Source organism: Chryseobacterium sp. UF-81 (assembly GCF_058245105.1).
Window position 1 is genome coordinate 16197 of record NZ_JBSIBX010000005.1, and the last position, 26252, is coordinate 42448.

At 38.4% G+C, this 26252-nt stretch carries 17 protein-coding genes and 1 tRNA gene; 1 reads left to right on the plus strand and 17 read right to left on the minus strand.

The features are described 5' to 3' along the window. Window positions 1-45 precede the first annotated feature (45 nt). The 14 genes from AC4IFE_RS08865 to tuf all read right to left on the minus strand — a co-directional run bounded on the left by AC4IFE_RS08865 (window position 46) and on the right by tuf (window position 18518). Entirely contained in the window at window positions 46-351 is a 306-nt protein-coding gene (locus AC4IFE_RS08865) for a DUF3467 domain-containing protein (RefSeq protein WP_034702050.1), read from the minus strand. A gap of 87 nt (window positions 352-438) precedes the next feature. After that, window positions 439-4704 (minus strand): DNA-directed RNA polymerase subunit beta', encoded by a 4266-nt coding sequence (rpoC, locus tag AC4IFE_RS08870; protein WP_490756459.1) that lies wholly within the window; start codon window positions 4702-4704, stop codon window positions 439-441. Window positions 4705-4788: 84 nt separating this feature from the next. Beyond that, window positions 4789-8610, minus strand: coding sequence for a DNA-directed RNA polymerase subunit beta (rpoB, locus tag AC4IFE_RS08875; protein ID WP_490756461.1), 3822 nt, complete (start codon window positions 8608-8610; stop codon window positions 4789-4791). Window positions 8611-9059: 449 nt separating this feature from the next. Then, on the minus strand, window positions 9060-11660 hold the full coding sequence (locus AC4IFE_RS08880; protein ID WP_490756462.1) for a T9SS type A sorting domain-containing protein: 2601 nt from the start codon (window positions 11658-11660) through the stop codon (window positions 9060-9062). Between the two features lie 47 nt (window positions 11661-11707). Beyond that, window positions 11708-12868, minus strand: a complete 1161-nt coding sequence (locus AC4IFE_RS08885; RefSeq protein WP_490756464.1) for a phage tail-like protein — start codon at window positions 12866-12868, stop codon at window positions 11708-11710. A gap of 184 nt (window positions 12869-13052) precedes the next feature. Continuing rightward, window positions 13053-13406: a hypothetical protein gene (locus AC4IFE_RS08890; RefSeq protein WP_490756466.1), complete on the minus strand. Its 354-nt coding sequence runs from the start codon at window positions 13404-13406 to the stop codon at window positions 13053-13055. 274 nt (window positions 13407-13680) lie between these two features. After that, window positions 13681-14049 carry a 50S ribosomal protein L7/L12 gene (gene rplL / locus AC4IFE_RS08895; RefSeq protein ID WP_034723387.1) on the minus strand — a complete coding sequence of 123 codons (369 nt, stop codon included), beginning with the start codon at window positions 14047-14049 and terminating at the stop codon, window positions 13681-13683. A 46-nt stretch (window positions 14050-14095) separates the two neighbouring features. Continuing rightward, on the minus strand, window positions 14096-14689 hold the full coding sequence (gene rplJ, locus AC4IFE_RS08900; RefSeq protein ID WP_490756468.1) for a 50S ribosomal protein L10: 594 nt from the start codon (window positions 14687-14689) through the stop codon (window positions 14096-14098). A 17-nt stretch (window positions 14690-14706) separates the two neighbouring features. Beyond that, on the minus strand, window positions 14707-15399 hold the full coding sequence (gene rplA / locus AC4IFE_RS08905) for a 50S ribosomal protein L1 (RefSeq protein ID WP_111955369.1): 693 nt from the start codon (window positions 15397-15399) through the stop codon (window positions 14707-14709). A gap of 11 nt (window positions 15400-15410) precedes the next feature. After that, the gene (gene rplK / locus AC4IFE_RS08910) at window positions 15411-15857 is read right to left on the minus strand and encodes a 50S ribosomal protein L11 (RefSeq protein ID WP_062650142.1); all 447 of its coding nucleotides are present in this window, start codon (window positions 15855-15857) and stop codon (window positions 15411-15413) included. A gap of 545 nt (window positions 15858-16402) precedes the next feature. Further along, window positions 16403-16945 carry a transcription termination/antitermination protein NusG gene (nusG, locus tag AC4IFE_RS08915; protein WP_040997417.1) on the minus strand — a complete coding sequence of 181 codons (543 nt, stop codon included), beginning with the start codon at window positions 16943-16945 and terminating at the stop codon, window positions 16403-16405. Window positions 16946-16962: 17 nt separating this feature from the next. Beyond that, the gene (gene secE / locus AC4IFE_RS08920) at window positions 16963-17169 is read right to left on the minus strand and encodes a preprotein translocase subunit SecE (RefSeq protein ID WP_034702507.1); all 207 of its coding nucleotides are present in this window, start codon (window positions 17167-17169) and stop codon (window positions 16963-16965) included. 12 nt (window positions 17170-17181) lie between these two features. Beyond that, a tRNA-Trp gene (locus tag AC4IFE_RS08925) sits at window positions 17182-17252 on the minus strand. A gap of 54 nt (window positions 17253-17306) precedes the next feature. Continuing rightward, window positions 17307-18518 (minus strand): elongation factor Tu, encoded by a 1212-nt coding sequence (gene tuf, locus AC4IFE_RS08930; RefSeq protein WP_034749673.1) that lies wholly within the window; start codon window positions 18516-18518, stop codon window positions 17307-17309. A 331-nt stretch (window positions 18519-18849) separates the two neighbouring features. On the opposite strand from tuf, the gene AC4IFE_RS08935 reads away from it, so the two are divergent. Beyond that, window positions 18850-20349 (plus strand): DUF4394 domain-containing protein, encoded by a 1500-nt coding sequence (locus AC4IFE_RS08935; protein WP_490756471.1) that lies wholly within the window; start codon window positions 18850-18852, stop codon window positions 20347-20349. An 89-nt stretch (window positions 20350-20438) separates the two neighbouring features. Here the strand turns inward: AC4IFE_RS08935 and AC4IFE_RS08940 are convergent, their stop codons facing one another. The 3 genes from AC4IFE_RS08940 to AC4IFE_RS08950 form a co-directional block, all read right to left on the minus strand. Beyond that, window positions 20439-23537: an efflux RND transporter permease subunit gene (locus AC4IFE_RS08940; RefSeq protein ID WP_490756473.1), complete on the minus strand. Its 3099-nt coding sequence runs from the start codon at window positions 23535-23537 to the stop codon at window positions 20439-20441. A 228-nt stretch (window positions 23538-23765) separates the two neighbouring features. Next, complete coding sequence (locus tag AC4IFE_RS08945; protein ID WP_490756475.1) at window positions 23766-24851, minus strand: efflux RND transporter periplasmic adaptor subunit; 1086 nt, start codon at window positions 24849-24851, stop codon at window positions 23766-23768. A gap of 2 nt (window positions 24852-24853) precedes the next feature. Next, window positions 24854-26095, minus strand: coding sequence for a TolC family protein (locus AC4IFE_RS08950; protein ID WP_490756477.1), 1242 nt, complete (start codon window positions 26093-26095; stop codon window positions 24854-24856). Window positions 26096-26252 lie beyond the last annotated feature (157 nt).

The window sequence follows — 26252 nt, forward strand, 5'->3', positions numbered from 1 at the left end:
CCTCAAATAAATTTGAGGCATTCTGATTTATTTTGAAAAAAAATCTTAAGCTTGTACGTTGTTCCCACCTAATACGAAAGGCTCAACTTCTTTGATTTCTCCAAATTGCTGCTCGTAGTTAGTGATGTTTTGTTGAAGAGCAGAAAGTACTCTCTTAGCGTGAAGTGGAGCAAGAATGATTCTTGATCTTACTTTAGCCTGCTGTACACCTGGCATTAATTGGATGAAATCTACAACGAATTCAGATGGAGAGTGGTTTACCAATGCTAAGTTAGCATATACTCCAGCAGCTACCATTTCGTTTAATTCGATGTTGATGTTTCCATCTTGAGGATTTTGATTGTTGTCCATTGTTATAAATTATGTTTTTTAAATTCGAAATTTGAGATTGTGAAAATATAAAAATAAATCCAAACCTCAAATTTCAAATCATTAATTTTAGTTAAGGTCTTCAAATTCTTTTTTAGAACCCACAATTACATTCTGGTATTCTTTAAGACCTGTACCTGCAGGAATTCTGTGTCCTACAATTACATTTTCTTTAAGACCACTTAAGAAGTCTACTTTACCGGCAACAGCTGCTTCGTTCAGAACTTTAGTAGTTTCCTGGAATGATGCTGCAGACATGAATGACTTAGTCTGAAGAGCTGCTCTTGTAATACCTTGCAATACAGGTGTTGCTGTAGCAGGAAGTGCTTCTCTTACTTCAACCAAGGCCTGGTCTTCACGCTTCAATTTAGAGTTTTCATCTCTTAATTCTCTTGCAGTAATCATCTGACCTGGCTTGAATTCTTTAGAATCACCAGCTTCAGTTACAACTTTAAGACCGAATACTCTGTTGTTTTCTTCCAGGAAGTCAAACTTATGCTCTAATGCACCTTCAAGGAACTGAGTATCACCTCCATCTACGATAGATACTTTTGTCATCATCTGTCTTACGATGATTTCGAAGTGCTTATCGTCGATTTTTACCCCCTGAAGACGGTAAACTTCCTGAATTTCATTTACTAAATATTCCTGAACCGCAGTTGGACCTTTAATTCTTAAGATGTCATCCGGAGTGATTGAACCGTCAGAAAGTGGCGAACCAGCTCTTACGAAGTCATTCTCCTGAACAAGGATCTGGTTGGAAAGTTTTACAAGGTAAATCTTTCTTTCACCTGTCTTAGCCTCAACAATAAGTTCACGGTTACCTCTCTTGATTTTTCCGTAAGAAACTACCCCATCGATTTCAGTAACAACCGCCGGGTTTGAAGGGTTTCTTGCTTCGAATAATTCGGTAACTCTCGGAAGACCTCCGGTGATATCCCCTGCTTTTGCAGATTTTCTCGGGATTTTGATTAAGACTTTACCAGCCTTAATTTTTTCACCATCGTTTACCATTAAGTGGGCTCCTACCGGTAAGTTGTAACCTTTTTGCTCAACTCCTTTAGAATCTACCACTTTCAAAGTAGGTACGGCTTTCTTATTTCTGGATTCAGAGATTACTTTCTCTTCGAATCCTGTCTGTTCGTCAATTTCAAGCTGGAATGAAATACCCTGGATGATATCCTCGTATTCTACTTTACCAGCAGTTTCAGCAATAATTACCGCGTTATATGGATCCCATTTAGCAATAAGATCACCTTTCTTCACTTTATCACCGGATTTAACGACTAACTGGGAACCGTAAGGTACGTTAGTAATCATTAATGGTGTTCTCTGCTCATTATCGGTAACCAATCTGAATTCTGTTGTACGGGAAACTACTACTTCCGCAGTATTACCGTTTTCATCTTCAGAAGTAATTGTTCTTACCTCATCCAATTCTACGATACCGTCTCTTCTTGCAACAATAGATGGGTTTTCTGAAACGTTAGTGGATACACCCCCTTGGTGGAAGGTTCTCAACGTAAGCTGAGTACCAGGCTCCCCAATTGACTGTGCAGCAATTACACCTACTGCTTCACCCATGTGGATCATCTTACCTGTCGCTAAGTTTCTACCGTAACATTTCGCACAGATACCTTTCTTAGTTTCACAGGTAAGCGGAGAACGAACTTCAACAAACTCCAGTCCTGCTGCTTCAATTCTCTTCGCTAATGCTTCATTAATTACCTGATCTGCCTCAGTGATCAACTCATCTGTTTCAGGATCATAGATGTTATGAAGAGAAACTCTACCTAAGATTCTTTCGGAGATTTTTTCAACGATCTCGTCATTTTTCTTAAGTGCAGTTACTTCAGTACCTCTTAAAGTACCACAGTCGTCTTCAGTAACGATAACGTCCTGAGCAACGTCTACCAATCTTCTTGTAAGATAACCGGCATCGGCTGTTTTAAGGGCGGTATCTGCAAGACCTTTACGGGCACCGTGAGTAGAGATAAAGTACTCAAGGATGGAAAGACCTTCTTTAAAGTTTGCCAGGATCGGGTTTTCAATAATTTCCGCACCGGTAGAACCAGCTTTCTGCGGTTTTGCCATCAACCCTCTCATCCCTGATAACTGACGGATCTGTTCTTTGGAACCCCTCGCACCAGAATCAAGCATCATATATACAGAGTTGAATCCACCTTGATCGGTTTTCATTCTACCCATGATCATTTCAGTTAATCCGGCGTTGGTGTTGGTCCAAACGTCGATTACCTGGTTATAACGTTCTGTATCTGTAATCAGACCCATGTTATAGTTGGCTCTAATTTCATCTACTGCTTCAATAGACTGAGCAATCATTTTCTTCTTCTCAACAGGAACTACGATATCTCCAAGTGAGAAGGAAAGACCTCCTTTGAATGCATTTGAATATCCTAAATCTTTCATTGCATCCAGGAACTTCACTGTTGTAGGGAAGTCGGTATCAGCAAGGATCTTACCGATAACGTTTCTTAATGATTTCTTAGTCAGAAGCTCATTGATATATCCTGACTGTTTAGGAACAATCTGGTTGAATAAGATTCTACCTACAGAAGTTTCGATCAATCTTGTTACTAATTCTCCGTTTTCTTTAACAGGCAGTCTGCATCTTACTTTAGCATTTAAAGAAACTCTTCCTTCAGCATAAGCGATTTCCGCTTCTTCAGGAGAATAGAATGCAAGACCTTCACCTTTTACTTTCATATCTTCTGTAGAGCTCAATTCTTTGGTCATGAAATAAAGACCAAGAACCATGTCCTGAGAAGGTACGGTAATAGGAGAACCGTTTGCAGGGTTCAGGATGTTCTGAGAACCCAGCATCAATAACTGAGCTTCAAGAATCGCTTCTGGGCCTAACGGTAAGTGTACCGCCATCTGGTCACCATCGAAATCGGCGTTGAATGCTGTTGTTACCAACGGGTGAAGCTGAATTGCCTTACCTTCGATCATCTTAGGCTGGAATGCCTGGATACCCAGTCTGTGAAGGGTAGGTGCTCTGTTCAACAGAACAGGGTGACCTTTCATCACGTTTTCAAGGATATCATATACTACAGGCTCTTTTCTGTCGATGATTCTCTTTGCAGATTTCACAGTTTTTACAATACCTCTCTCGATCAGTTTTCTGATGATGAACGGTTTGTAAAGCTCTGCTGCCATATCTTTAGGAATACCACATTCGTGAAGCTGTAAGTTTGGACCTACAACAATTACGGAACGCGCAGAGTAGTCTACCCTTTTCCCTAGTAAGTTCTGACGGAAACGACCCTGCTTACCTTTCAATGAATCAGAAAGTGATTTCAATGGTCTGTTTGATTCCGATTTTACGGCAGAAGATTTTCTTGTATTATCGAATAATGAATCTACTGATTCCTGAAGCATACGCTTCTCGTTTCTCAAGATTACTTCCGGAGCTTTGATCTCCAATAGTCTTTTCAGACGATTGTTTCTGATAATAACTCTTCTGTAAAGGTCATTTAAGTCGGAAGTTGCGAAACGTCCTCCATCCAATGGAACCAATGGTCTCAGTTCTGGTGGTATTACAGGAAGCACACGCATAATCATCCACTCCGGTCTGTTGATCATTCTTGTATTGGCACCTCTCAATGCTTCTACAACGTTCAATCTTTTCAGAGCTTCAGTTCTTCTTTGCTTGGAACCTTCGTTGTGAGCTTTGTGTCTTAAATCGAAAGACAATGCATCAAGATCGATTCTTTTTAACAGATCTTCAACAGCTTCAGCACCCATTCTGGCGATGAATTTGTTTGGATCGGAATCATCAAGATACTGGTTTTCCACAGGAAGAGTTTCCATGATGTCAAGGTACTCTTCTTCTGTAAGGAACTCCATGTTATCGAAATCAGAACCGTCTAATTTTTTAGCAATACCCTGCTGAATCACTACATATCTTTCGTAGTAGATGATCATATCTAATTTCTTAGAAGGAATTCCTAAAAGGTAACCGATTTTGTTCGGCAATGAACGGAAATACCAGATGTGCGCGATAGGCACTACAAGGTTGATGTGTCCGATTCTCTCTCTTCTTACTTTTTTCTCAGTAACTTCTACTCCACAACGGTCACAAACGATCCCTTTGTAACGAATTCTCTTGTATTTACCACAAGCACATTCGTAATCCTTTACCGGACCAAAGATTTTTTCACAGAACAAACCATCTCTTTCAGGTTTATGCGTTCTGTAGTTAATAGTTTCCGGCTTTAAAACTTCTCCTCTTGATTCCTGAAGAATCGATTCCGGTGAAGCTAAACCGATGGTTATTTTATTAAATCTACTTGATTTATTTTTATTTGACATTTGTTAGATTTTAAATTTTAGATTTTAGATTTTAGATTAATTTTTGAATGTTACCATTCAACATTTATAATTTAAAATTTAAAATTATTCCTCTAGTCTTACGTCTAATCCAAGACCCTGTAGCTCGTGAAGTAATACATTGAATGATTCCGGAATACCTGGTTCAGGCATTGATTCACCTTTTGCAATTGCTTCATAAGTTTTTGCTCTACCGATCACGTCATCCGACTTCACAGTCAGGATTTCTCTCAGGATATTTGATGCTCCGAATGCTTCAAGAGCCCAAACCTCCATCTCTCCGAATCTCTGACCTCCGAACTGAGCTTTACCTCCTAACGGCTGCTGAGTAATCAGTGAGTAAGGACCAATAGAACGTGCGTGCATCTTGTCATCAACCATGTGCCCCAGTTTCAGCATATAAATAATACCTACTGTAGCCGGCTGAGTAAATCTTTCTCCGGTACCTCCATCATAAAGGTGAGTGTTACCGAATTTAGGAAGACCAGCTTTTTCTGTATATTCAGTGATCTGATCAAGACTTGCACCATCGAAAATTGGTGTAGCGAACTTCAGACCCAGTTTCTGACCAGCCCATCCAAGAACTGTTTCATAAATCTGTCCGATGTTCATACGGGAAGGTACCCCAAGTGGATTCAATACGATATCTACCGGTGTTCCATCTTCAAGGAACGGCATATCTTCTTCACGAACGATTCTTGAAACGATACCTTTGTTACCGTGACGTCCTGCCATTTTATCCCCTACATTCAACTTACGTTTTTTAGCGATATATACTTTAGCCAACTTCATGATACCTGCTGGAAGTTCATCCCCGATTGAAATAGCAAATTTCTCACGGTTTTTAACCCCCTGAATATCATTGAACTTGATTTTATAGTTGTGAATCAATTGTTTTACCAATTCATTCTTATCGTTATCTACAGTCCAGTCTGCACCGCTTACGTTTACGTAATCTTCAACTGAAGTCAATAATTTATGAGTGAACTTCACACCTTTACCGATGATTTCTTCATCAAGGTCATTGGTAACTCCCTGAGAAGTTTTACCGCCTACCAGCGTGTTTAATTTTTCAATTAAAGTATTTCTTAACTCATCAAACTTAGCCTTGTAAGTGTTTTCAATTTCTTCAAGCTTAAGTTTTTCTTCAGTTCTTTTCTTTTTATCTTTAATATTTCTGGAGAACAATTTCTTGTTGATCACAACCCCTCTTAGTGAAGAATCTGCTTTTAATGAAGCATCTTTTACATCACCGGCTTTGTCACCAAAGATTGCTCTAAGAAGTTTCTCTTCCGGAGTTGGGTCAGATTCCCCTTTTGGAGTAATCTTACCGATCATAATATCACCAGGCTTCACTTCTGCACCGATTCTGATCATACCGTTCTCGTCAAGATCTTTAGTCGCTTCTTCAGAAACGTTAGGAATATCTGCTGTCAGTTCTTCCATACCTAATTTGGTATCACGAACTTCAAGTGAATATTCATCAACGTGGATTGATGTAAACCAGTCTTCACGTACCACTTTTTCGTTGATTACAATTGCATCCTCAAAGTTGTATCCTTTCCAAGGCATGAAGGCTACCACCAAGTTTCTACCAAGAGCCAGTTCTCCGTTTTCAGTAGCATAACCGTCGCAAAGTACCTGTCCTTTATGCACTGTTTCCCCTACTCTTACGTTTGGTCTCAGTGTAATTGTTGTACTCTGGTTGGTTTTTCTGAACTTAGTAAGGTGATATGTTTTAGTAGCAGACTCAAACTGTACTAAATCTTCATCATCACTTCTTTCATATTTGATGGTGATCTTATCAGCATCTACATATTCTACAAGACCTGTACCTTCAGCATTGATCAAGATTCTTGAATCTTTGGCCACCTGCTGTTCCAGACCTGTACCAACGATTGGAGCTTGTGGCTTCAATAGAGGAACGGCCTGACGCATCATGTTGGATCCCATCAATGCACGGTTCGCATCATCATGCTCCAGGAACGGAATCAATGAAGCTGAAATACCAGAAATCTGGTTTGGTGCAACGTCGATAAGGTTAACCTGAGATGGCTCAACTACCGGGTAATCACCATCCAGTCTTGCAATGATTCTGTCTGTTAAGAATTCTCCGTTATCGTTCAATTCTACGTTAGCCTGAGCAATTACTTTATCTTCTTCGTCTTCTGCATTCAGATAAATAGGGTCTGCAGTAAGGTCGATTTTACTGTTTTCTACTTTTCTGTATGGAGTTTCGATGAAACCTAAGGTATTGATCTTAGCATAGATCCCCAGGGATGAAATCAAACCGATGTTTGGTCCTTCCGGAGTTTCAATCGGGCAAATTCTTCCGTAGTGGGTATGGTGAACGTCACGAACCTCGAAACCTGCTCTTTCTCTTGATAAACCACCAGGCCCTAGTGCAGATAATCTTCTCTTGTGAGTGATCTCTGAAAGCGGGTTGGTCTGGTCCATGAACTGAGAAAGCTGGTTGGTACCAAAGAACGAGTTAATTACTGATGTTAATGTCTTAGCGTTTACAAGATCAAGTGGGGTAAAGATTTCGTTATCTCTAACATTCATTCTTTCTTTGATCGTTCTTGCAATTCTTGAAAGACCTACACCGAACTGTCCAGCTAATTGCTCACCAACAGTTTTAATTCTTCTGTTTGATAAGTGGTCAATATCATCAACCTCAGCTTTAGAGTTAACAAGCTCGATCAAGTGTCTTACAATAGCAATGATATCTTCTTTTGTAAGAACTTCAGTTGTAGTCGGAATATTAAGACCTAACTTTTTGTTTAGCCTGTAACGTCCTACTTCACCTAATGAGTATCTCTGCTCAGAGAAGAATAATTTTTCAATGATTCCTCTTGCTGTTTCCTCATCTGGCGGATCTGCATTTCTTAGCTGACGGTAGATATATTCTACAGCTTCTTTTTCAGAGTTTGTAGGGTCTTTCTGTAATGTATTCTGGATGATAGAGAATTCATTGCTGTTTTCTTTGTGAATCAGGATAGATTTCACACCAGCATCAAGAATAAGATCTAAATGTTCTTTTTCAAGAATAGTTTCTCTGTCCAGGATGATCTCGTTTCTTTCGATAGAAACTACTTCACCTGTATCTTCGTCTACGAAATCCTCGAACCATGTGTTCAGTACTCTCGCAGCCAATGTTCTTCCTTCTACTTTCTTAAGGGCAGCTTTAGAAACTTTCACTTCTTCAGCAAGGTCGAAGATCTGAAGGATATCCTTATCAGATTCGTAACCGATGGCTCTTAACAGGGTAGTTAATGGTAACTTTTTCTTACGGTCGATATACGCGTACATCACGCTGTTGATATCGGTTGTAAATTCCATCCAAGATCCTTTGAAAGGGATAATTCTTGAATAATACAGTTTAGTTCCGTTTGCGTGGTAAGTCTGTCCGAAGAATACACCGGGTGAACGGTGAAGCTGCGTAACAATAACTCTCTCTGCACCATTGATGATGAAAGATCCACTAGGCGTCATATAAGGAACCGGGCCTAAATACACATCCTGAACCACAGTCTGGAAATCCTCGTGCTCAGGGTCTGTACAATACAATTTAAGTCTTGCTTTAAGAGGAACTGAATACGTCAATCCTCTTTCCACACACTCGTTAATTGAATAACGTGGAGAATCTACCAGATAATCAAGGAATTCCAATACGAACTGATTTCTAGAATCGGTGATCGGGAAGTTTTCCTGGAAGGTTCTGTATAAACCTTCGTCTGTTCTGTCTTCTGGAAGGGTATCAAGCTGGAAAAAATCTCTGAAAGACTCTAGCTGGATGTCCAGGAAGTCAGGAGTGATAATTTTTCCTTTAGCTGATGAGAAGTTAATTCTCTGATTCCCCCTTGTAGTTGCTGTTGTTTTACTCATAAAACTTTTAAGAAAGGGTTAAAAAATATTTTGATTCATTAAAAAATATCAGGAAAGAAAAAGAAGAGAGAGAAAAGATAAAAGACTTCAAATGTTTGGCGCTATTAGAAATTGTCTTTATTCTTTGTTTCTTTATTCTTAGAATCTAATCCTAACTGCAACGCTGGTATATCTTTTCACAGCGTAATGCAAAATATTTTCATTTACTTTTGAGGCAGAACTGGCCGCAGTACCTATATACACGAAACCCCTTTCATTATTTTCCATGAAAGAGCTGATTTTCAATATTTTATAGATTTACAAACAATTATTCGCGCCAAAAGAGGGACAAAGGTACGAAATTTCATCCATACAGACAAATAAAACGTGTTCATTTTGAGAGTATTAAAAGTTTTCGAATAAAAAAGGCCATCCCGAGGGACAGCCTTTCATTTTATAAAATTTGAAAATTATTTCACGATGATTTTATAAGATTTCATCGCTGACTTAGTTTCAATTTTCACAATATAAACACCTGCCGGCAGTGAAGCTGTATTGATTTCAGCATTGCCGGAGAATTGACCTGACTTGATCAGCTGCCCCTGAGCAGAGAACAAGGTATAGGTTCCAGCTTCTCCAGATTTAACGTTTAGGTTTTCACCTGATTTAACCGGGTTAGGATATACACTGATATCAGTTGCCACTGAAGTCACATCAGAATCAGCTATTCCCTTACCTGAATTTGCCAAAGCAGTCTTTAACTGAGCAGCGTAAGGAGATAATGGAGAATTAGGGGCTCCTCTCTTTACAAGATCCGTATCTACAACAGCCTGGATACCATCTTTATCTGTATCATTGATTCTGGAAATAAATCCTTCACCAAGATCATCAAGATTTCCTTTTCCGATAGCATACAGGTCATAAGTAGTACCGTTAGACATCAAGTCAACAAAATCTGGTTTATTATCTCCATTTGTATTTTGCAGAGGATATTTAAGAACTCCTGAATCCGGTGAAGTTTCCAAAATATCTGCAATACCATTGGTTCCTACCGCTACACCTGCATCAATAATACCATTATGGTCTGTATCAATCTGATTAATTACTGATGTTGGAATACCTGATTCAAATAAATCAAGGATACCGTCATTATCAGAATCCAAATCTAAATAAGCAGATATACCGTCTCCCAATACAGCAGTAACAAGAATATTTCCTTCAGTATCATCATCTTCAAATTTACCATTTCCATTAAGATCTTCAACAGAGTCTAAAATACCGTCATTGTCAGTATCCAAATCACATGCATCTACAATTCCGTCACCGTCAGTATCAATAGAAGGAGACTTGTCATTTACTGCTGTACATCCTTCTGCACAATCAGGAATACCGTTACCGTTATTATCAATGCTGTCATTACCATTAGGACACTGATCGAAGCAGTTTGGCACTCCATCGTTATCATCATCTCTGCTGGCAAATGCGTTATAGATATAATAGTTCTGAGGAATACGTACTCCTGTACCACTATAGAAAGTAACTTTAATACGGTTGAAAGGCTTAGTTGCCTTACCTCCTACATAAAACTTATTAGAATCCGTAGTAAAGAAGTTTCCACTGATCAGGCTACCGGTACTTGTGAAAGTATCTGTTTGTGTGTTATTATTGTAAAGGGTTACTGTAATATTTTCAAGAACACTTACCCCGATCAGATTCGCAGCTTTTTCCAATGTGAATCCTGCATACGTATTAGCAGGAAGCAAGCTGTTAGTACTTACCGTTGCATACGCAGAGAAAATACTTAAAATTGAAGCAGCCGGAATAGTTGCTGTAGCATAATTAGAGGTATTGGTATCTACAATAGCTGATGGATCTACCATTTTCGCCAAAATAAGACCAAAAAGTCCCGGACCTGAAGTCCAACCGGATCCTGACACAATATTCCCGGAAATTGCAGAACCGCTTGTCTGAATTTTATCATTACATTCACAAGATGCCGGCTCCTCAAATGCATAATACACTTTTAAAGATCCCAGATTAATACCTAAAGTCTGTGTAACTTTTAAACGCACTTCGTTAAAAGGCTTAGTGGTTGTCACTGAAACTTTTTGTTTTCCGGCACCAAAGCCCAGAACTTTAATGTTAATTAAACCACCACCATCAGATAATGTCCTGGAATCCTGAAGCTGGCCATATAAATAAGTTTCTACTGTAATATTCTTTAAGAACTCTGCACTTAAAAGTTTTCCTTCATCGTCAGGAGAGATCACAAAACCTGCTTTGTTTCCTGCAGGATAAACCTGATTTTTATCCAATACTCCTACTGAATAAGATCCAAGAAGTCCAGCCGGCAATACAATTGATCCGTAAGAATTCTTATCTCCGTCTCCTATTCTCTCTCTGTTCTGAACAAAAGAAAGCGGAGCAATGAAGCTGCTGCTTCCTGATACATTTCCGTCTACACCGCTTCCTGCAATGATATCATCACAAATTCCATTATTATCAACAGGAACTTTAGCAGGATCGAATGCAAAAGCATAATACACATTCATTGCACTGAATATAGACAGTACATTGGTTTGATACAATCTTACTTCGTCAAACTCTCTGGTTGTTTTAAAGTGAAGGAAAATTCTGTTTTTAGAGCCTCCAAATGCAGGTACTGATAATAATGTAGTACTTGTTGTTGATTCCTGCAGTACTCCATTTTTATAGGTACTGATTCTTAATGAGCTCAACAGGTCTACTGTAATAAAGCTTGTTCCCAGGTCCACATTAAAACCTGTAATATAACCTGCAGGGTAAGTAGTATTTGTGTTTTTCACAGATATACCGTTTCCACTTATCAGAGAAGCAAAGTTCCCCATACTTACACTATTGTCCAGATTCGCATCTATTACAGGATTCATACTCCCGCTATAACACGCCAAACAAATACCTGAATTGTTTACAGGCTTGGCCTCTACCCCCATCCCTCGGATAGGCTCATAACCTTTTTGAGCAAATACTGCCGCTGACATCATAAATATCATCAGCATTACTGCAAATTTCTCGAATAATTTTTTTGCCATTTTTCTTTTGTTTTTTGTTTTTTATTAAGTTTTGTGTTTATTTCAAATTAGAATGCCTTCCAAATTGTACCATTGCAGCCTTCATGGGCATGTATAGTAATATTATATCTAATTGCTCCTTCTTCAGCTGAAGTACAAGATGCCGCCGCCGCAGAAGCAATGCCCTTCATCTGAATAGCTGCTCCAGATGTTGATGGTGCTGTAGGAGCCATATTTATACCTACAATTGTTGTTGTTGCATTTCCTTGTCCGAAAAAGACATGTGAAGTATTGGTATATACTGATTGGTCACCAGCACTTGCTGTACCACTGATCCCGAATACCATAGCTCTCGTAGCGTTTGCCGTATTAGCATTACCAAAAGCGTAACCATTAGATGCTACTGTATTACCTGTTCCTATAGCATATCCACTTGAGGAATTTTGGTTTCCAAAAGAAAAACCATTCCCATAATTATTATTTCCAAAAGCCAAAGCGTTTGCACCATTCAGATTTTGTATACTACCATCACTAACCCGCACTCCATTGTTGTTTCCAATCGCCTTAGCCCCATTAATTGCATAGTTATTGTATCCTATTGCCACACCCGGAGTATTGGCTCCAAGTGCAGAAACCGTATTGTCCCTACCTAATACGATACTGGAAGATAATGCTGTATCGGATAATGTGTTGTTCGATCCCCATACAAAAGAAGCATATGGACCGGCAGCTGTAGTATTTCCGCCACGTAAAGTACCGTCAGTATATAAAATCCCTTTTATAGCACCAGCCGTGGCAATTACTAAATTCTGAGAATCTTTTGTTCCTAAAAAATTTCCGGAAGAAATCACACTTCCCACCGCACCGGTGGCAGCCGTTGTTCCTGAGTTTCCGGCAGTATGCCAGTCTGATGATGTAGTAAACACCCATACTGTTCCGTCAAAATAATAGTATCCCGGAGCTGTTACGTTAATTGTTGAGCCGGCAGGCGTAGCATTAATAGATGTAACATACACTAAAGCCCCTGTCTGAGCTGCAGCGTACGTCTTAGCAGCAAGCTGACTTAGTGAAAGCCTTGGTGCAATAATTCCATCAGGTTTATTGGTATTTGTCGGGAACCCAACCACATCCAGTGTAGCCTGGGGAGCGCCTGTATTAATACCAACCTGTGCGTTTATAAGGCATCCTGTAAAAGATAAAACCGCAAGTGTTAATAATTTGTTTTTCATTACAATGATATTTGTTGTTTTTTTATGTTTATGTTTTTTGATACTATGGAAACAAATTCCGTATTAACTTAATATGTACTAATTCCAACCTGCGCATTGATCAGAAAACCTTAAAGGATAAAGCCATTAATTAATAATTTGTTTTCGTTAAAGCAATTGGAAGGATATCTGTCTTTTGGTATGATTAAGATAATTTATCCGGAAACGTAATTATAAAATCAAAACCACCCTCAACTTTGAGGTCTTCAACAGAATATATAGGGGGCATATACTGTTGTACAATTTCTGCTTCTCTGCATAGCAAGCTCAAATACCTGCTATCAGCATTATTCATTTCTATAGAATCATTACTAACAACAGGAACCTTATCTTTTTGTGAATGTTTTTTCAACTTACCAGTTGTGTAAGGAGAATTTAATACAGTAGAATTCTGTACTGTTAAAGATGCGGTGCTGAGATTTCCTATCTGCCATGCAAACAACATATTAATACAATATGCTACAGCAAAGCCATAGAAGATAAAGTAATTTCTTTTCAATTAAGTATGTGTTTTTTTCCGGTGCAAATATAGTAAATTTTCAATAAAAACAAATTTTTGATAATAAATTTTAATAAAAAATAGATATTTACATTAATAATAAATATTTAATTAGTATATTTTTTATAATATACGCAACAATAATTAAATATTAAAATATCTATATCAATGATAAGTGATTATTTTGATAAAAATATTGATTTTAAAATATTTATAAAAAACAAAAAAAGCCCGGACAGTAATGTCCGGGCTTCTTATTTTATAGTAAATTGAATTATTTCAATTCTACTTCAGCACCAGCTTCTTCTAATTGCTTCTTAAGAGCTTCAGCCTCGTCTTTAGAAATTCCTTGCTTGATAGCAGCAGGAGCTCCGTCTACGATATCTTTAGCTTCTTTAAGACCAGCACCAGTTAAATCTTTTACTAATTTAACGATAGCCAATTTAGAAGCACCTGCAGACTTAAGAATTACATCGAATTCTGTTTTTTCTTCAGCAGCTTCACCTGCACCACCTGCAGCAACTACTACAGCAGCAGCAGCTGGCTCAATTCCGTACTCATCCTTAAGGATAGTAGCTAATTCGTTTACGTCTTTTACTGTTAGGTTTACTAGCGTTTCAGCTAAATTTTTTAAATCTGACATTGTTGTAATGTTTTTGTTGATTATTTATTTAATTTTTTGAGTGTAATTATTCAGCAGCTGGCGTTTCGTCAGTGCTTTCTGCAGCAGGAGCTTCCGGAGCCTCAGCAGCAGGAGTTTCTTCTACAGCAGGTGCAGCTTCTTCAGCAACAGCTTCTACTGTTTCAGATTTGTTTTGAAGAGCAGAAACAACTCTTTGAATTGGAGACTGAAGTAATCCGATGATTTCACCGATCATTTCTTCTCTAGACTTAATGCTTACTAAGGCATCAAGATTGTTGTCACCAACATAGAAAGTTTCCTGAACAAAAGCAGACTTTAATGCCGGCTTCTCTTCTTTTTTTCTGAAGTCTTTGATTAATTTTGCCGGAGCGTTAGCTGTATCAGCAACCATTAATGCAGAGTTTCCTTTGAATGTCTGGAACATTTCAGAGAAATCTACTCCGTCAATCTGCTCCATTGCTTTTTGTAAAAGTGTATTTTTTACTACTTTCACTTTGATATTCTGCTTGAAAGCCTGTCTTCTGAAATCAGAAGATTTAGCAGCGTTCAAACCGTCTAAATCTGCTACATAAACTACTTTCGCATCCTGAAGCAAATCTTTGATCTCTTGTATTGCTACAACTTTTTGGTCTTTTGTCATTGTCTTAAGGATTATTATTAGTTAACAGATTTACTATCAATTGCAATACCCGGGCTCATTGTAGAAGACAAATAAATGCTCTTCACATAAGTACCTTTAGCAGCAGTTGGTTTCATTTTGATCAATGTGGAAATTAATTCCTGAGCATTTTCTTTGATTTTAACAGCATCGAAAGATACTTTACCAATACCGGCATGGATAATACCATACTTGTCTACTTTAAAATCAATTTTACCTGCTTTTACTTCAGTTACTGCTTTACCAATTTCCATAGTTACAGTTCCTGATTTAGGGTTTGGCATAAGACCTCTTGGACCTAATACTCTACCTAACGGACCTAATTTACCCATAACAGCTGGCATAGTAACGATAACGTCAACATCTGTCCAACCTTCTTTTATTTTTTGTAAATATTCGTCAAGACCTACATAGTCAGCTCCAGCTTCTTTTGCTTCAGCTTCTTTATCTGGTGTAACCAATGCTAACACTTTAACATCTTTACCAGTACCGTGAGGAAGAGATACAACACCTCTTACCATTTGGTTTGCTTTTCTTGGATCTACACCCAATCTTACAGCGATATCTACAGAAGCATCAAACTTTGTAGTGTTTACTTCTTTTACAAGAGCAGAACCTTCTTCAAGGTTATAGATTCTTCCTTTTTCTACTTTGCTTAAAGCTTCCTTTTGCTTTTTAGTCAATTTTGCCATTTCTATTAGTTTTAAGCGTTAAAAGTTGGTTTAGTTCCTGTTACTCTTAATCCCATAGATCTAGCAGTACCTGCAACCATAGAAACTGCAGAATCCACTGTAAAGCAGTTAAGGTCAGTCATTTTATCCTCAGCGATTTTCTTTACCTGATCCCAAGATACAGAACCTACTTTGTTTCTGTTTGGTTCTCCGGAACCTCCTTTGATCTTAGCCGCATCCATTAGCTGAATTGCTGCAGGTGGAGTTTTAATAACGAATTCAAAAGATTTGTCTTCGTATACTGTAATTACTACAGGTAAAACTTGCCCTGGCTTATCTTGGGTTCTCCCGTTAAATTGCTTACAAAACTCCATGATGTTCACACCTGCAGAACCCAATGCCGGACCTACTGGTGGAGAAGGGTTAGCTGCGCCACCTTTCACCTGAAGCTTTACCATTTTAAAGACTTTCTTAGCCATTTTTAATTTTTTTAGTTTGAATAATTAATGAGTTTGGAAGCATTTATTATTCAGCAGATTACCGACTCACATACAGTAAATCTACTTTTCGGACTGCAAAATTATGAAATATTTTTGAATTAGCAAATGGAAAGTGCTGATTTTTAGAAAGAATTAGATAATTATTTTTTTTATTTCAGTTTACCAGAAAATAAACCACAGAAACTGAATTTTTTACTTTTAAATATATTTTTAATGTTTTGCTGCAAAAAATGAGTTACTACAACATGGAAACCAGGCCATACAGAGGCTCATTTGAATTCTCTACCTGTCAAACAGCCTACGTCTGAAAGTAAAATGTATTTTATTCACCTTTTTCTCTTGGAGACATGTACAAAATCATTGATATATTACAATATGAATAGTAAGAGGTTCGGGAAAAATGCTTTTTTACTGCAAAGAAATGGGTGTAACTGTAACAGACATAGTTTCACAAGTCTTTTTTTCCTTTCAACAAAAAAAAGACTGCTATTTCAGCAGTCTTTATATATTTTAAAAAGTATCGTTTATACTTTTTCCACTTGCATATAGCTAAGCTCCATTGGAGTTTTTCTACCGAAGATCAGTACAGAAACTTCAATTTTCTTCTTGTCTTCAAGAATCTTCTCAACAGTCCCGTTGAATCCATTGAAAGGCCCGTCAATAACTTTAACGTTTTCACCTACAATGTATGGAATCTCAACATCGGTTGCAAATTCTGAAAGCTCATCCATTCTTCCCAGCATTCTGTTGACCTCAGATTTTCTCATAGGAACAGGATCACCTCCTTTTGTTAAGCTTAAGAAAGATATTACTCCCGGAATATTCTTAATTACGTGAGGAATTTCTCCCATCAGATCAGCTTCGATCATTAAGTATCCAGGATAATAAGGCTTCTCTTTAGGAACTTTTTTTCCGTTTCTGATCTGAATAACCTTTTCCATAGGAATAACCACCTGAGTAACGTACTGCTCAAACCCTAAACGCTTGATTTCTGTCTCAATATAGTTTTTCACTTTATTTTCCTGTCCGCTGATTGCTTTCAGCACATACCATTTCAATTCGCTCATTATGGGAAAATACTTTTTTAGTTGAACACGTTAATTAGCATTCCAATTATGTTGCTGATTGCTTTTGAAAACAATTCATCAACTCCAAAGGTAAATAATGCCAAAATCACTGTAGCAATAGTTACCACAATAGTAGAAGACTGAAGATCAGCCCACTTTGGCCATTCAACTTTATGTCTGAATTCGTTATAAGAACCTTTTAAAAAATCGACAAATGAACTCATAATTAATATTTGCACGGGCACAAGGATTCGAACCCTGATCAACGGTTTTGGAGACCGGTATCCTACCATTGGACGATGCCCGTAGATAAAAAGCTTCCGAGAGTTTCCTTCCGGAAGCTTTATTTATTTTAAGATGATTAGTCTAAGATTTCAGTAACCTGACCTGAACCAACTGTTCTACCTCCTTCTCTGATCGCAAATCTAAGACCTACGTTAAGAGCGATTGGCTGTAACAATTCTACAGTGATCTCTAAGTTATCACCAGGCATTACCATTTCTACACCTTCTGGTAAGAAGATCTCACCTGTAACGTCAGTAGTTCTTACATAGAACTGAGGACGGTATTTGTTGTGGAATGGAGTGTGACGTCCACCTTCTTCTTTAGAAAGGATATAAACTGATGCTTTGAATTTTTTGTGTGGCTTCACAGAATCTTTCTTAGCGATTACCATACCTCTCTTGATGTCAGTTTTTTCAATACCTCTCAACAATAGACCTACGTTATCACCAGCTTCACCTCTGTCAAGGATTTTTCTGAACATCTCAACTCCTGTAATAGTAGAAGTTAATTTTTCTTCACCCATACCGATGATATCAACAGGATCACCTGTATTGATAATACCAGCTTCGATTCTACCAGTTGCAACAGTACCTCTACCTGTAATAGAGAATACGTCTTCAATTGGCATCAAGAATGGCTTATCAGTATCTCTTGGCGGCTGCTCAATCCAGTTGTCAACAGCATCCATTAATTCTTCAACGCTCTTGAACCACTTGTCTTCAGTATCAGGAGTAGCTGCTGTAGCTGCTGTAAGAGCACCTAATGCAGAACCTTGAATTACTGGAGAGTTATCTCCGTCAAAATCGTAAGTAGATAATAAGTCTCTAAGCTCCATTTCAACAAGCTCTAATAACTCAGCATCATCCACCATGTCAACTTTGTTCATGAAAACAACAATTCTAGGTACATTTACCTGACGGCAAAGTAGGATATGTTCTCTAGTCTGAGGCATTGGACCGTCAGTTGCAGCACATACTACGATAGCTCCGTCCATTTGAGCAGCACCAGTTACCATGTTCTTTACGTAATCCGCGTGACCTGGACAGTCAACGTGAGCATAGTGTCTTTTTTCAGTTTCGTATTCGATGTGAGCAGTATTGATAGTAATACCTCTTTCTTTTTCTTCTGGAGCGGAGTCAATTGCAGAGAAGTCTTTTTTCTCAGCAAGACCTTTGCTAGCTAGTACAGCAGAAATTGCAGCTGTAAGAGTAGTTTTACCATGGTCAACGTGACCAATAGTACCAATGTTCAAGTGTGGTTTGTTACGATTAAACGTTTCCTTTGCCATGATTTAAAATTATTTATTTTATTATTTTTCAATTTTCGGTGTGCAAATATAATGATTTTTTAAATACCAAAACCTTTTTATTTAAAAAAGTTTTAATATTCAAATCAAAGAAGCACAAACCTTATATTTCAATGTATGAGACTGCAAATTTACACAAATTTCCGGATTGAAAAAAATCATTATAAACGTTTTTATTTAACAAGATAAAGTATCTGGTTAATTATGAATAGTATAGATCCTAATTTTTTTTTAAATCTCATAAAATTGCCAAGATAAAAAACCGCCCGCAATGTTTTCTCGTATATTCTTATAAACCATTTAAAATACTATTATGAGAACAACATTATACCTCTTTTTAACGCTGATGACCATGATCACTTTTTTTTCATGCAACAGTTCTGATGATCCGGTGATGACGGAAAATAATGTGACCGGACCTGATCTTATGGCTTACGGGCTCACAGGAATGAATGAGCTTGTATCTTTTAATGCCAATAATCCCAAAGTATTTGGAAGCAAAACAGCCATCACAGGAATTGGACCGGGTGAAAAACTGATGAGTATAGATTTCAGACCGGCCACCGGAGAATTATACGCTTTATCGAACGCCAGCAAATTATACATTATCAATACATCTTCTGCATCTGCCAGAATGGTGGGCTCTACGGCTTTCACACCTGCAATTTCCGGAAGTATAGCTTCTATTGATTTTAATCCGACGGTAGACAGAATCCGCCTGGTAAGTAATTCCGGACAAAATTTGAGACTGCATCCTGAAACCGGAGCTGTGGCAGCTACCGATACCAATATAATAGGGACAGGAACCCCTGCCATTACAGGAGTGGCTTATAACAACAGTAAAGCCGGAGCTTCCTCTACTGTTTTATATGATATTGATCCTGTTTCCGGGAAATTATTCAAACAGGATCCTCCAAATAACGGAACCTTGGTGGAAGTCGGAAATCTGGGAACAACGTTCTCCGGACAGGCCGCTTTTGATATTAAATATGATAACAGTACAGCATTAGTCGCTTTAAGTGATAAACTTCATATTTTGGATCTGAACAGCGGTAAAGCAACTTTTATAGGATCTCTTCAACAGACTGTTGTTGATCTTGCAATTCCTACAGAAGCTGTAGCATATGCTATTGATTATTCGAATAACCTTCAGATATTTAATCCGAACAGCCCGATGCCTGTTTCTAAAACAGTCGCAGGATTACAATCCGGAGAAAACATTTTAGGCATAGATTTTCGCCCTTTGAACGGACAATTGTATGCTTTGGGAAGTTCGAGCAGAATTTATACCATTAATTTAGGAACAGGTGCTGCCACAGCAGTAGGAAGCTCACCTTTTATCACTTTACTTACAGGAACTGATTTTGGATTTGATTTTAACCCTGCAGTTGACAAAATAAGAGTGGTAAGTAACGCTGGGCAAAATCTTCGCCTGGATCCTGTAACCGGAAGTATTACTGCAGTAGATAATGCCATCACTCCTGTTACAGCTATGATCAGTGGAGCGGCCTATAGCAATAATTTTGCAGGAACTACCACTACTACTCTATTCGTGATCGATCATAGTACAGATAAATTATATCAGCAAACTCCCCCTAACAATGGAACTTTAGTGGAAACAGGTTCCTTAGGGATTAATATTACCAATGCCAGCGGTTTTGATATCGGAAGCGCAAGCCAAAAAGCGTATTTAATGTCAACAGTGGGAACCTCAACGAAACTATATACTGTCAATATTTCTTCAGGAGCTGCAACAGCTGTTTCCGATTACCCTAATGCTGTAAAAGCTTTTGCAGTAGGATTAGGATTTTAAAGAGACTCATAATAATTATTTCGATACCAAGAAGCGCGGAAAACATAGTTTTCCGCGCTTCAATTAACATATATATAGATAGAAGAAATTTAAATCTGTTGGGACTTCTTCGTTCTATTGAAGATCCAGAAGATAATCGGAAAGATCAACAAGGTTAATACAGTCGCTGTAATTAATCCTCCGATAATTACAATTGCTAAAGGTTTCTGGGATTCCGAGCCAATCCCTGTAGATAATGCAGCAGGCATTAATCCTATGGAAGCCATCAAAGCAGTCATGATAACGGGACGTGTTCTTGATTTCACTCCACTGAGGATCGCATTATCTAAAGACAATCCGTTTTTGACATTCTGATGGAACTCCGTGATGAGTATAACTCCGTTCTGGATACAGATACCGAGCAAAGCGATCATCCCGACTCCTGCTGAGATCCCGAAGTTCATCCGGGTAAGATGAAGAGCAATAATTCCTCCTATCAAAGCAAAAGGCACATTCGCCAACACCAGCAGTGAATCTTTCATGTTTCCAAAAAGGATGAACAGCAAGAAGAAAATACCCAGAATACTGATCGGAACAACCTGAGCCAATCGGTGTGAAGCCCTCTGCTGGTTTTCAAACTGGCCTGTCCAGCCAATGGAATAACCGTCCGGAAGATCAATATGGGCCACTTTTTTCTGTGCATCCGCAATGGTACTTCCTAAATCACGATCACGGATTGAGAATTTCACCCCGATATATCTTTTAATATCATCCCTGTAAATAAATGCAGCCCCGTTATCTTTTACGATGGTACTGATCTCTTTCAGCGGAATCTTTGCCCCGTCCTGTGTAGGAACCATTAAGGAAGCAATATCATTTTCATCTTTTCTGTATTCCTGGGAGTAGCGCAGACGGATCGGGAATTTTCTTTCGCCGTCAAACATTTCCGAAGCCGTTTTTCCTCCAAAAGCCATTTCCAGTACCGACTGTGCATCGTCAGGCATTACTCCGTAGGCCGCCATTTTATCCCGGTCCAGCACGACACTTACCTCGGGCTGACCAATATTTTTGATGATCCCGGGATCTTTTACTCCGTCTATGTCTTTGATCTGCTTTAAAACCTCATCAGCCAATTTATCCAGGGTTTCCAGATTGTCACCATAAATTTTGATTCCGTTTTCTGCTTTGAAACCTGCTACAGCTTCTGCTACGTTATCTGATATAGGCTGGGAATAATTGAAGGTAATTCCCTGGTAGCTTCTCAGTTTTTTATCTATTTCCTCAATCAGTTCTTCATAGCTAATCTTCCGTTTCCATTCATCTTTAGGTTGAAGATTGACGGCAAACTGCACAAATCCAAATCCGTTCGGGTCTGTTCCGTCATTACTTCTTCCGGTTTGAGCCAGAACATCCGTAACTTCGGGAAAGCTCATAATGTCTTTCTTTAAAAGGTCTGCGGTTTTCAGAGATTCTTTTAATGACGAACTCATCGGCATTTCTGCGGTGATCCAAAGCGAACCTTCGTTCAGCTGCGGCAGGAATTCAGTTCCTAAGAATTTTCCTGAGAATAATGTAACCATCATGAATGATATAGCAACAATTAAACTCATTCTTTTATGTTTAAAAGTATAGTTGAACCCTTTCAGAACAATGCTGTCCCAGAAATTCACAAACGGGTTATTTTTTTCTTTTACATTCTTGTTTAATAAGATATGGGAAAGAACGGGAACCAATGTCAGGGTGAATATCAATGCCCCTATCAAAGCAAATCCTAAGGTAAATGCCAAAGGCGAGAACATCTTCCCTTCCACTTTCTGGAATGAGAAAATGGGGATTAATGATGTAATGATGATTAATTTTGAAAAGAAAATGGCTTTGCCTAAACCTGTTCCGGTCTGCTTGATCCAGCCTCCTTTTGATAGTTTATTGAATTTTTCTGTTCCGTATTTAAGCGCCTTATGATCGAGCATCACAAAAAGCCCTTCTACCATGACGACGGCTCCGTCTATAATAATCCCGAAATCTACTGCACCCAGTGAAAGCAGGTTGGCACTCATTCCTGCAAGTTTCAGGCATAAAAATGCAAATAAAAGGGACAGCGGAATAATGATGGAAACAATGAGGGTTGTTCTCCAGTCCGCCATAAAGATCAGAACAATCACCGTAACAAGAATAATCCCTTCGATCAGGTTATGCATGACCGTATGTGTTGTGAAATCCATCAGATTGTCACGGTCGTAAAAAGTTACCATCTTAACATCTTTCGGAAGAACCTTTTCATTAAGCTCTTTGATTTTGGCTTTCACTCCGACCAGAACATCCCTCGGGTTCTCCCCTTTTCTCATTACGACAATTCCTTCAACAGTATCTTCATGATTATTCAATCCGGCCTGTCCCACTCTTGGCATTGAACTTTCGTGAACTTCGGCAACATTTTTAACCAAAACAGGATTTCCGCTGTCATTCTGGATCGTAATATTCCCGATATCATTAATGGATTTCACCAAACCGATTCCTCTTACCACATAAGCCTGGCCATTTTTCTCAATGACATCACCTCCGACATTTAAATTACTTTTCGTCACCGCATCATACACCTGAAGCGGCGTCAGATTGTATTTATCCAAAGCTCTCGGATCAATGCTTAGCTCAAAAACCTTATCCTGGCCTCCGAAAACATTGATATCTGCAACTCCCGGAACACCTCTCAACGCACGGTCGATCACCCAGTTCTGCAGGGTCAGCAGTTCTCTTGAATCTTTTGTTTTACTTTCCAGGGTATATCTGAAAATCTCCCCGGTAGGCCCGTAGGGTGGCTGAACTTCCGGATCCACCTCATCAGGAAGGCTTACGGTTCTTAATTGGTTATTGACCTGATTTCTGGCGAAAGTATCATCCACCCCATCGTCGAAAAGAATTTTAACAATAGAGAGACCAAACATTGTGGTACTTCTCACGCTTGTTTTCTTCTGAACCGGGCTCATAGCCAATTCGATAGGCGTAGTCACGAAACGTTCCACTTCTTCCGCGCTGCGCCCATTCCATTGGGTTATAATAACAATCTGGGTATTGGTGACATCCGGGAAAGCTTCAATAGGCATATTTTTGAAACTGATAAATCCTGCAACGGCCAGAATAGCCACCCAGATAAAGGTAAATGCTTTATTTTTTAACGAGAAAGCAATTATATTTTTAATGAATTTATTCATAATAGAAATGAGATGTTAGACTTCAGATATCAGACTAATAACTAAATGTTTAGTTGTTGAACTTTTTTGAACCATTAAGTTTTTCTTTAAGGAGTTAAGAATTATTAAAAAATTCGCAAACGAATTGAATAAGATGGAATACTTAAAAAAATATCTTGGATGTTTTTCTTAATTAAACTTACTTCTTAACTCTGCATTCAAATAATTCTTAATGGTTCAAAACCAATTTTAATTATTCAGAGAGCGGTAAATTAAAAGCTGGTTGTTAGTGATTACTTCTTCTCCTTCAGACAAACCTTCGGAAACATAAGTGATATCTCCGGCCTGCTTCAAAACCTTTATCTCTTTAACCTTAACATCTGTTCTTGATTTATAGATCACTACAAAACTTCTGTTATCATCAAAAATCACAGCTTTGGAAGGAACCGTGAGAGCCGTATTATTTTCTGAGCTTGTCACTTTTATGGTAGCCTTACTTTCAGGAATTAATAACCCGTTTGCATTATCTAAAACAACTCTTGCCTGCATCGCATTGGTTTGCGGATCAATAATTTTAAATATTTTATCAATTTTTCCGTCAAAAACTTTATCCGGATATGACAATGTGGAAACCTGCGCTTTCATTCCGAGACTGATTTTTTCAATATCTGATTCGTTAACGTTCATGATCGCCCAAACGTTCGTCGTATTGGCAACATCGAAAATATTATCGCTTCTGTCGCTTCTCAACTGCATATCTTTATTGATATTCTTCTGAACGATGTAACCGCTGATCGGAGCTACAACACTGTAAATATTTCCCTTCTTCACATTATAAACCGTACTCACCGCACCTGCTCTCTGCATTTGGTCCTGAGCCTTCTGCAATTGACTTTTGGCCTCCAACACATCTCTTTCAGTGTTCAGTTTACCTTCATACATTTCCCTGGCAACGCGAAGATTGTTTTGAGCAACAACCAGATCCGTTTTCGCATCGCTTACATCTTTCTGAACTTCCGCCAACTCCGTACTCCTGATAGTCGCCAGAACCTGCCCTTTCGTCACATGGTCTCCCAACTCTACATTTACACTTAAAACATTTCCTCCAACCAGCGGATAAACATCGATATAGCTGTTTTTATCTGCAGATATTTTTCCGTAAAAATTATAATCGTCTTCTATGTTTTTTTTCTCAACTTTTGCTAAAGAAATTGACTTCAGCATTGTGTTGCTCAATTCGAAACCTTTTTTTGCCTGCGGCTTTGCTTCTTCCTCTTTTTTTGAGCAAGACAAGATTGACAAAGCCACCATTGTTAGGGTTATATATTTTTTCATGTTTAATAGAAGATTTTCGTTTGTACTAATTGATTAAGCTGTTCTGCCGACTGTATAATTTCATTCTTCATATCAAAGAGCTGGAGAGCCGTTTCTCTGTAACTGTCCATGAAATCTGTAAATTCTATAAGGCTGATGTTCCCTTTTCTGAAATTTTTCAGCATTCCGTCATAGACCAGTTCCATATTGTTAAGATCTGTGGTTTTGATCTCTGCAAGCTGATCATACTGGCTTTTCCATGTTTTATAGGCTGCCTGAACTTTAGTTTCAAGATTCAGCTTCTGGTAATCTGCATTTTTTTGGTTCTGCTGAATGGCATAATTAGCTTTTTCCACATTTCCCTGATTGGATTTCCATAATGGCAATGGAATTCCAATCATAAGATTAACCTCATTTTTAAATGTTCCGCCGTTCTGGTCCCATCCTGCCCCTACATTAAGATCCGGGACATTCAGAGATTTCTGCCACTGTGCATATAATTTGCTGTTGTCAATTAATTTTAAGAAATATTGATAGTCAGAATTATTTTCCAGCGCTTTTCCTTTTAGTTCATCTTCGTCTCCGAATGGCTGTGCAGCAAGAATTTCTTTTGCATCAGCGTCAGAAAGCTGCGGCTCTATTTCATCGGAAATTCCGGTCAGCACTTTTAAATTCTGTTCAAATTCAAGGATGTTTTTGTTAATTCCCAGTTTATCATTATTAAGCTGGATCACAAGGCTCTGCAATCTTACTTCGTCTTTAAGGGAAACATTTCCTTTGGCAGACTGTACTTTGTAAGCATTTAACAGATCATTCATATATGCCAACTGCTTATTCGTATTGTCGAGTTTCTGCTTTTCATAATATAAGTTGAAATAAGCAGCACGAAGCTGAGCTCTCAGATCCACTAAAAGCTGTGAAAACTGAAGTTGGGCGAGTTCTTTGTTTGATTTTGCAAAAGCAATTTCATTTTTCTTTTTCCCACCCATATAGATCAGCTGGGTGATCTCCGCTCCTTTGGCATGGCCTATATCAAAAGCTTTTTTGCCTTCCGGATTGTAGGCATTGATCTGACCGCTTAGCTGTGGCAGTTCCCAAATTTTAGCCTGCAGAATATCTGCATCGGCCATATTGATGTTATATTGCTCTGCAAGAAGCTGGAAATTGTTTTTCTGAAAAGCCTCTTCACACTCCAGAAGTGACATCTGCTGCTGCCCTGTCATGAATGAGGAAATGGCAATAAACAGCCCTGCAATTTTGTTCATTCTATCTTTTTTATGATGCAAAATTGCCTTTACACGATTAAAAGAGCCTTAAAGAAGCCTTAAAAAAAAATTAAATTTGGTTTAGGAATGCGACGTTCATGAGAAAATTGTTTGAAAAACTAACTTTCTTTGACTCATTAGGTGAAACTAAAATAAT

Excerpts from the sequence above, each read along its gene's own strand:
- rplA (WP_111955369.1), bottom strand. The coding sequence starts at position 15,399 with ATGGCAAAATTGACTAAAAAGCAAAAGGAAGCTTTAAGCAAAGTAGAA.
- AC4IFE_RS08865 (WP_034702050.1), bottom strand. The coding sequence starts at position 351 with ATGGACAACAATCAAAATCCTCAAGATGGAAACATCAACATCGAATTA.
- AC4IFE_RS08950 (WP_490756477.1), bottom strand. The coding sequence starts at position 26,095 with ATGAACAAAATTGCAGGGCTGTTTATTGCCATTTCCTCATTCATGACA.
- AC4IFE_RS08880 (WP_490756462.1), bottom strand. The coding sequence starts at position 11,660 with ATGGCAAAAAAATTATTCGAGAAATTTGCAGTAATGCTGATGATATTT.
- AC4IFE_RS08885 (WP_490756464.1), bottom strand. The coding sequence starts at position 12,868 with ATGAAAAACAAATTATTAACACTTGCGGTTTTATCTTTTACAGGATGC.
- AC4IFE_RS08935 (WP_490756471.1), top strand. The coding sequence starts at position 18,850 with ATGAGAACAACATTATACCTCTTTTTAACGCTGATGACCATGATCACT.
- rplL (WP_034723387.1), bottom strand. The coding sequence starts at position 14,049 with ATGTCAGATTTAAAAAATTTAGCTGAAACGCTAGTAAACCTAACAGTA.
- AC4IFE_RS08940 (WP_490756473.1), bottom strand. The coding sequence starts at position 23,537 with ATGAATAAATTCATTAAAAATATAATTGCTTTCTCGTTAAAAAATAAA.
- tuf (WP_034749673.1), bottom strand. The coding sequence starts at position 18,518 with ATGGCAAAGGAAACGTTTAATCGTAACAAACCACACTTGAACATTGGT.
- nusG (WP_040997417.1), bottom strand. The coding sequence starts at position 16,945 with ATGAGCGAATTGAAATGGTATGTGCTGAAAGCAATCAGCGGACAGGAA.
- rpoC (WP_490756459.1), bottom strand. The coding sequence starts at position 4,704 with ATGTCAAATAAAAATAAATCAAGTAGATTTAATAAAATAACCATCGGT.
- AC4IFE_RS08945 (WP_490756475.1), bottom strand. The coding sequence starts at position 24,851 with ATGAAAAAATATATAACCCTAACAATGGTGGCTTTGTCAATCTTGTCT.
- secE (WP_034702507.1), bottom strand. The coding sequence starts at position 17,169 with ATGAGTTCATTTGTCGATTTTTTAAAAGGTTCTTATAACGAATTCAGA.
- rplJ (WP_490756468.1), bottom strand. The coding sequence starts at position 14,689 with ATGACAAAAGACCAAAAAGTTGTAGCAATACAAGAGATCAAAGATTTG.
- rpoB (WP_490756461.1), bottom strand. The coding sequence starts at position 8,610 with ATGAGTAAAACAACAGCAACTACAAGGGGGAATCAGAGAATTAACTTC.
- rplK (WP_062650142.1), bottom strand. The coding sequence starts at position 15,857 with ATGGCTAAGAAAGTCTTTAAAATGGTAAAGCTTCAGGTGAAAGGTGGC.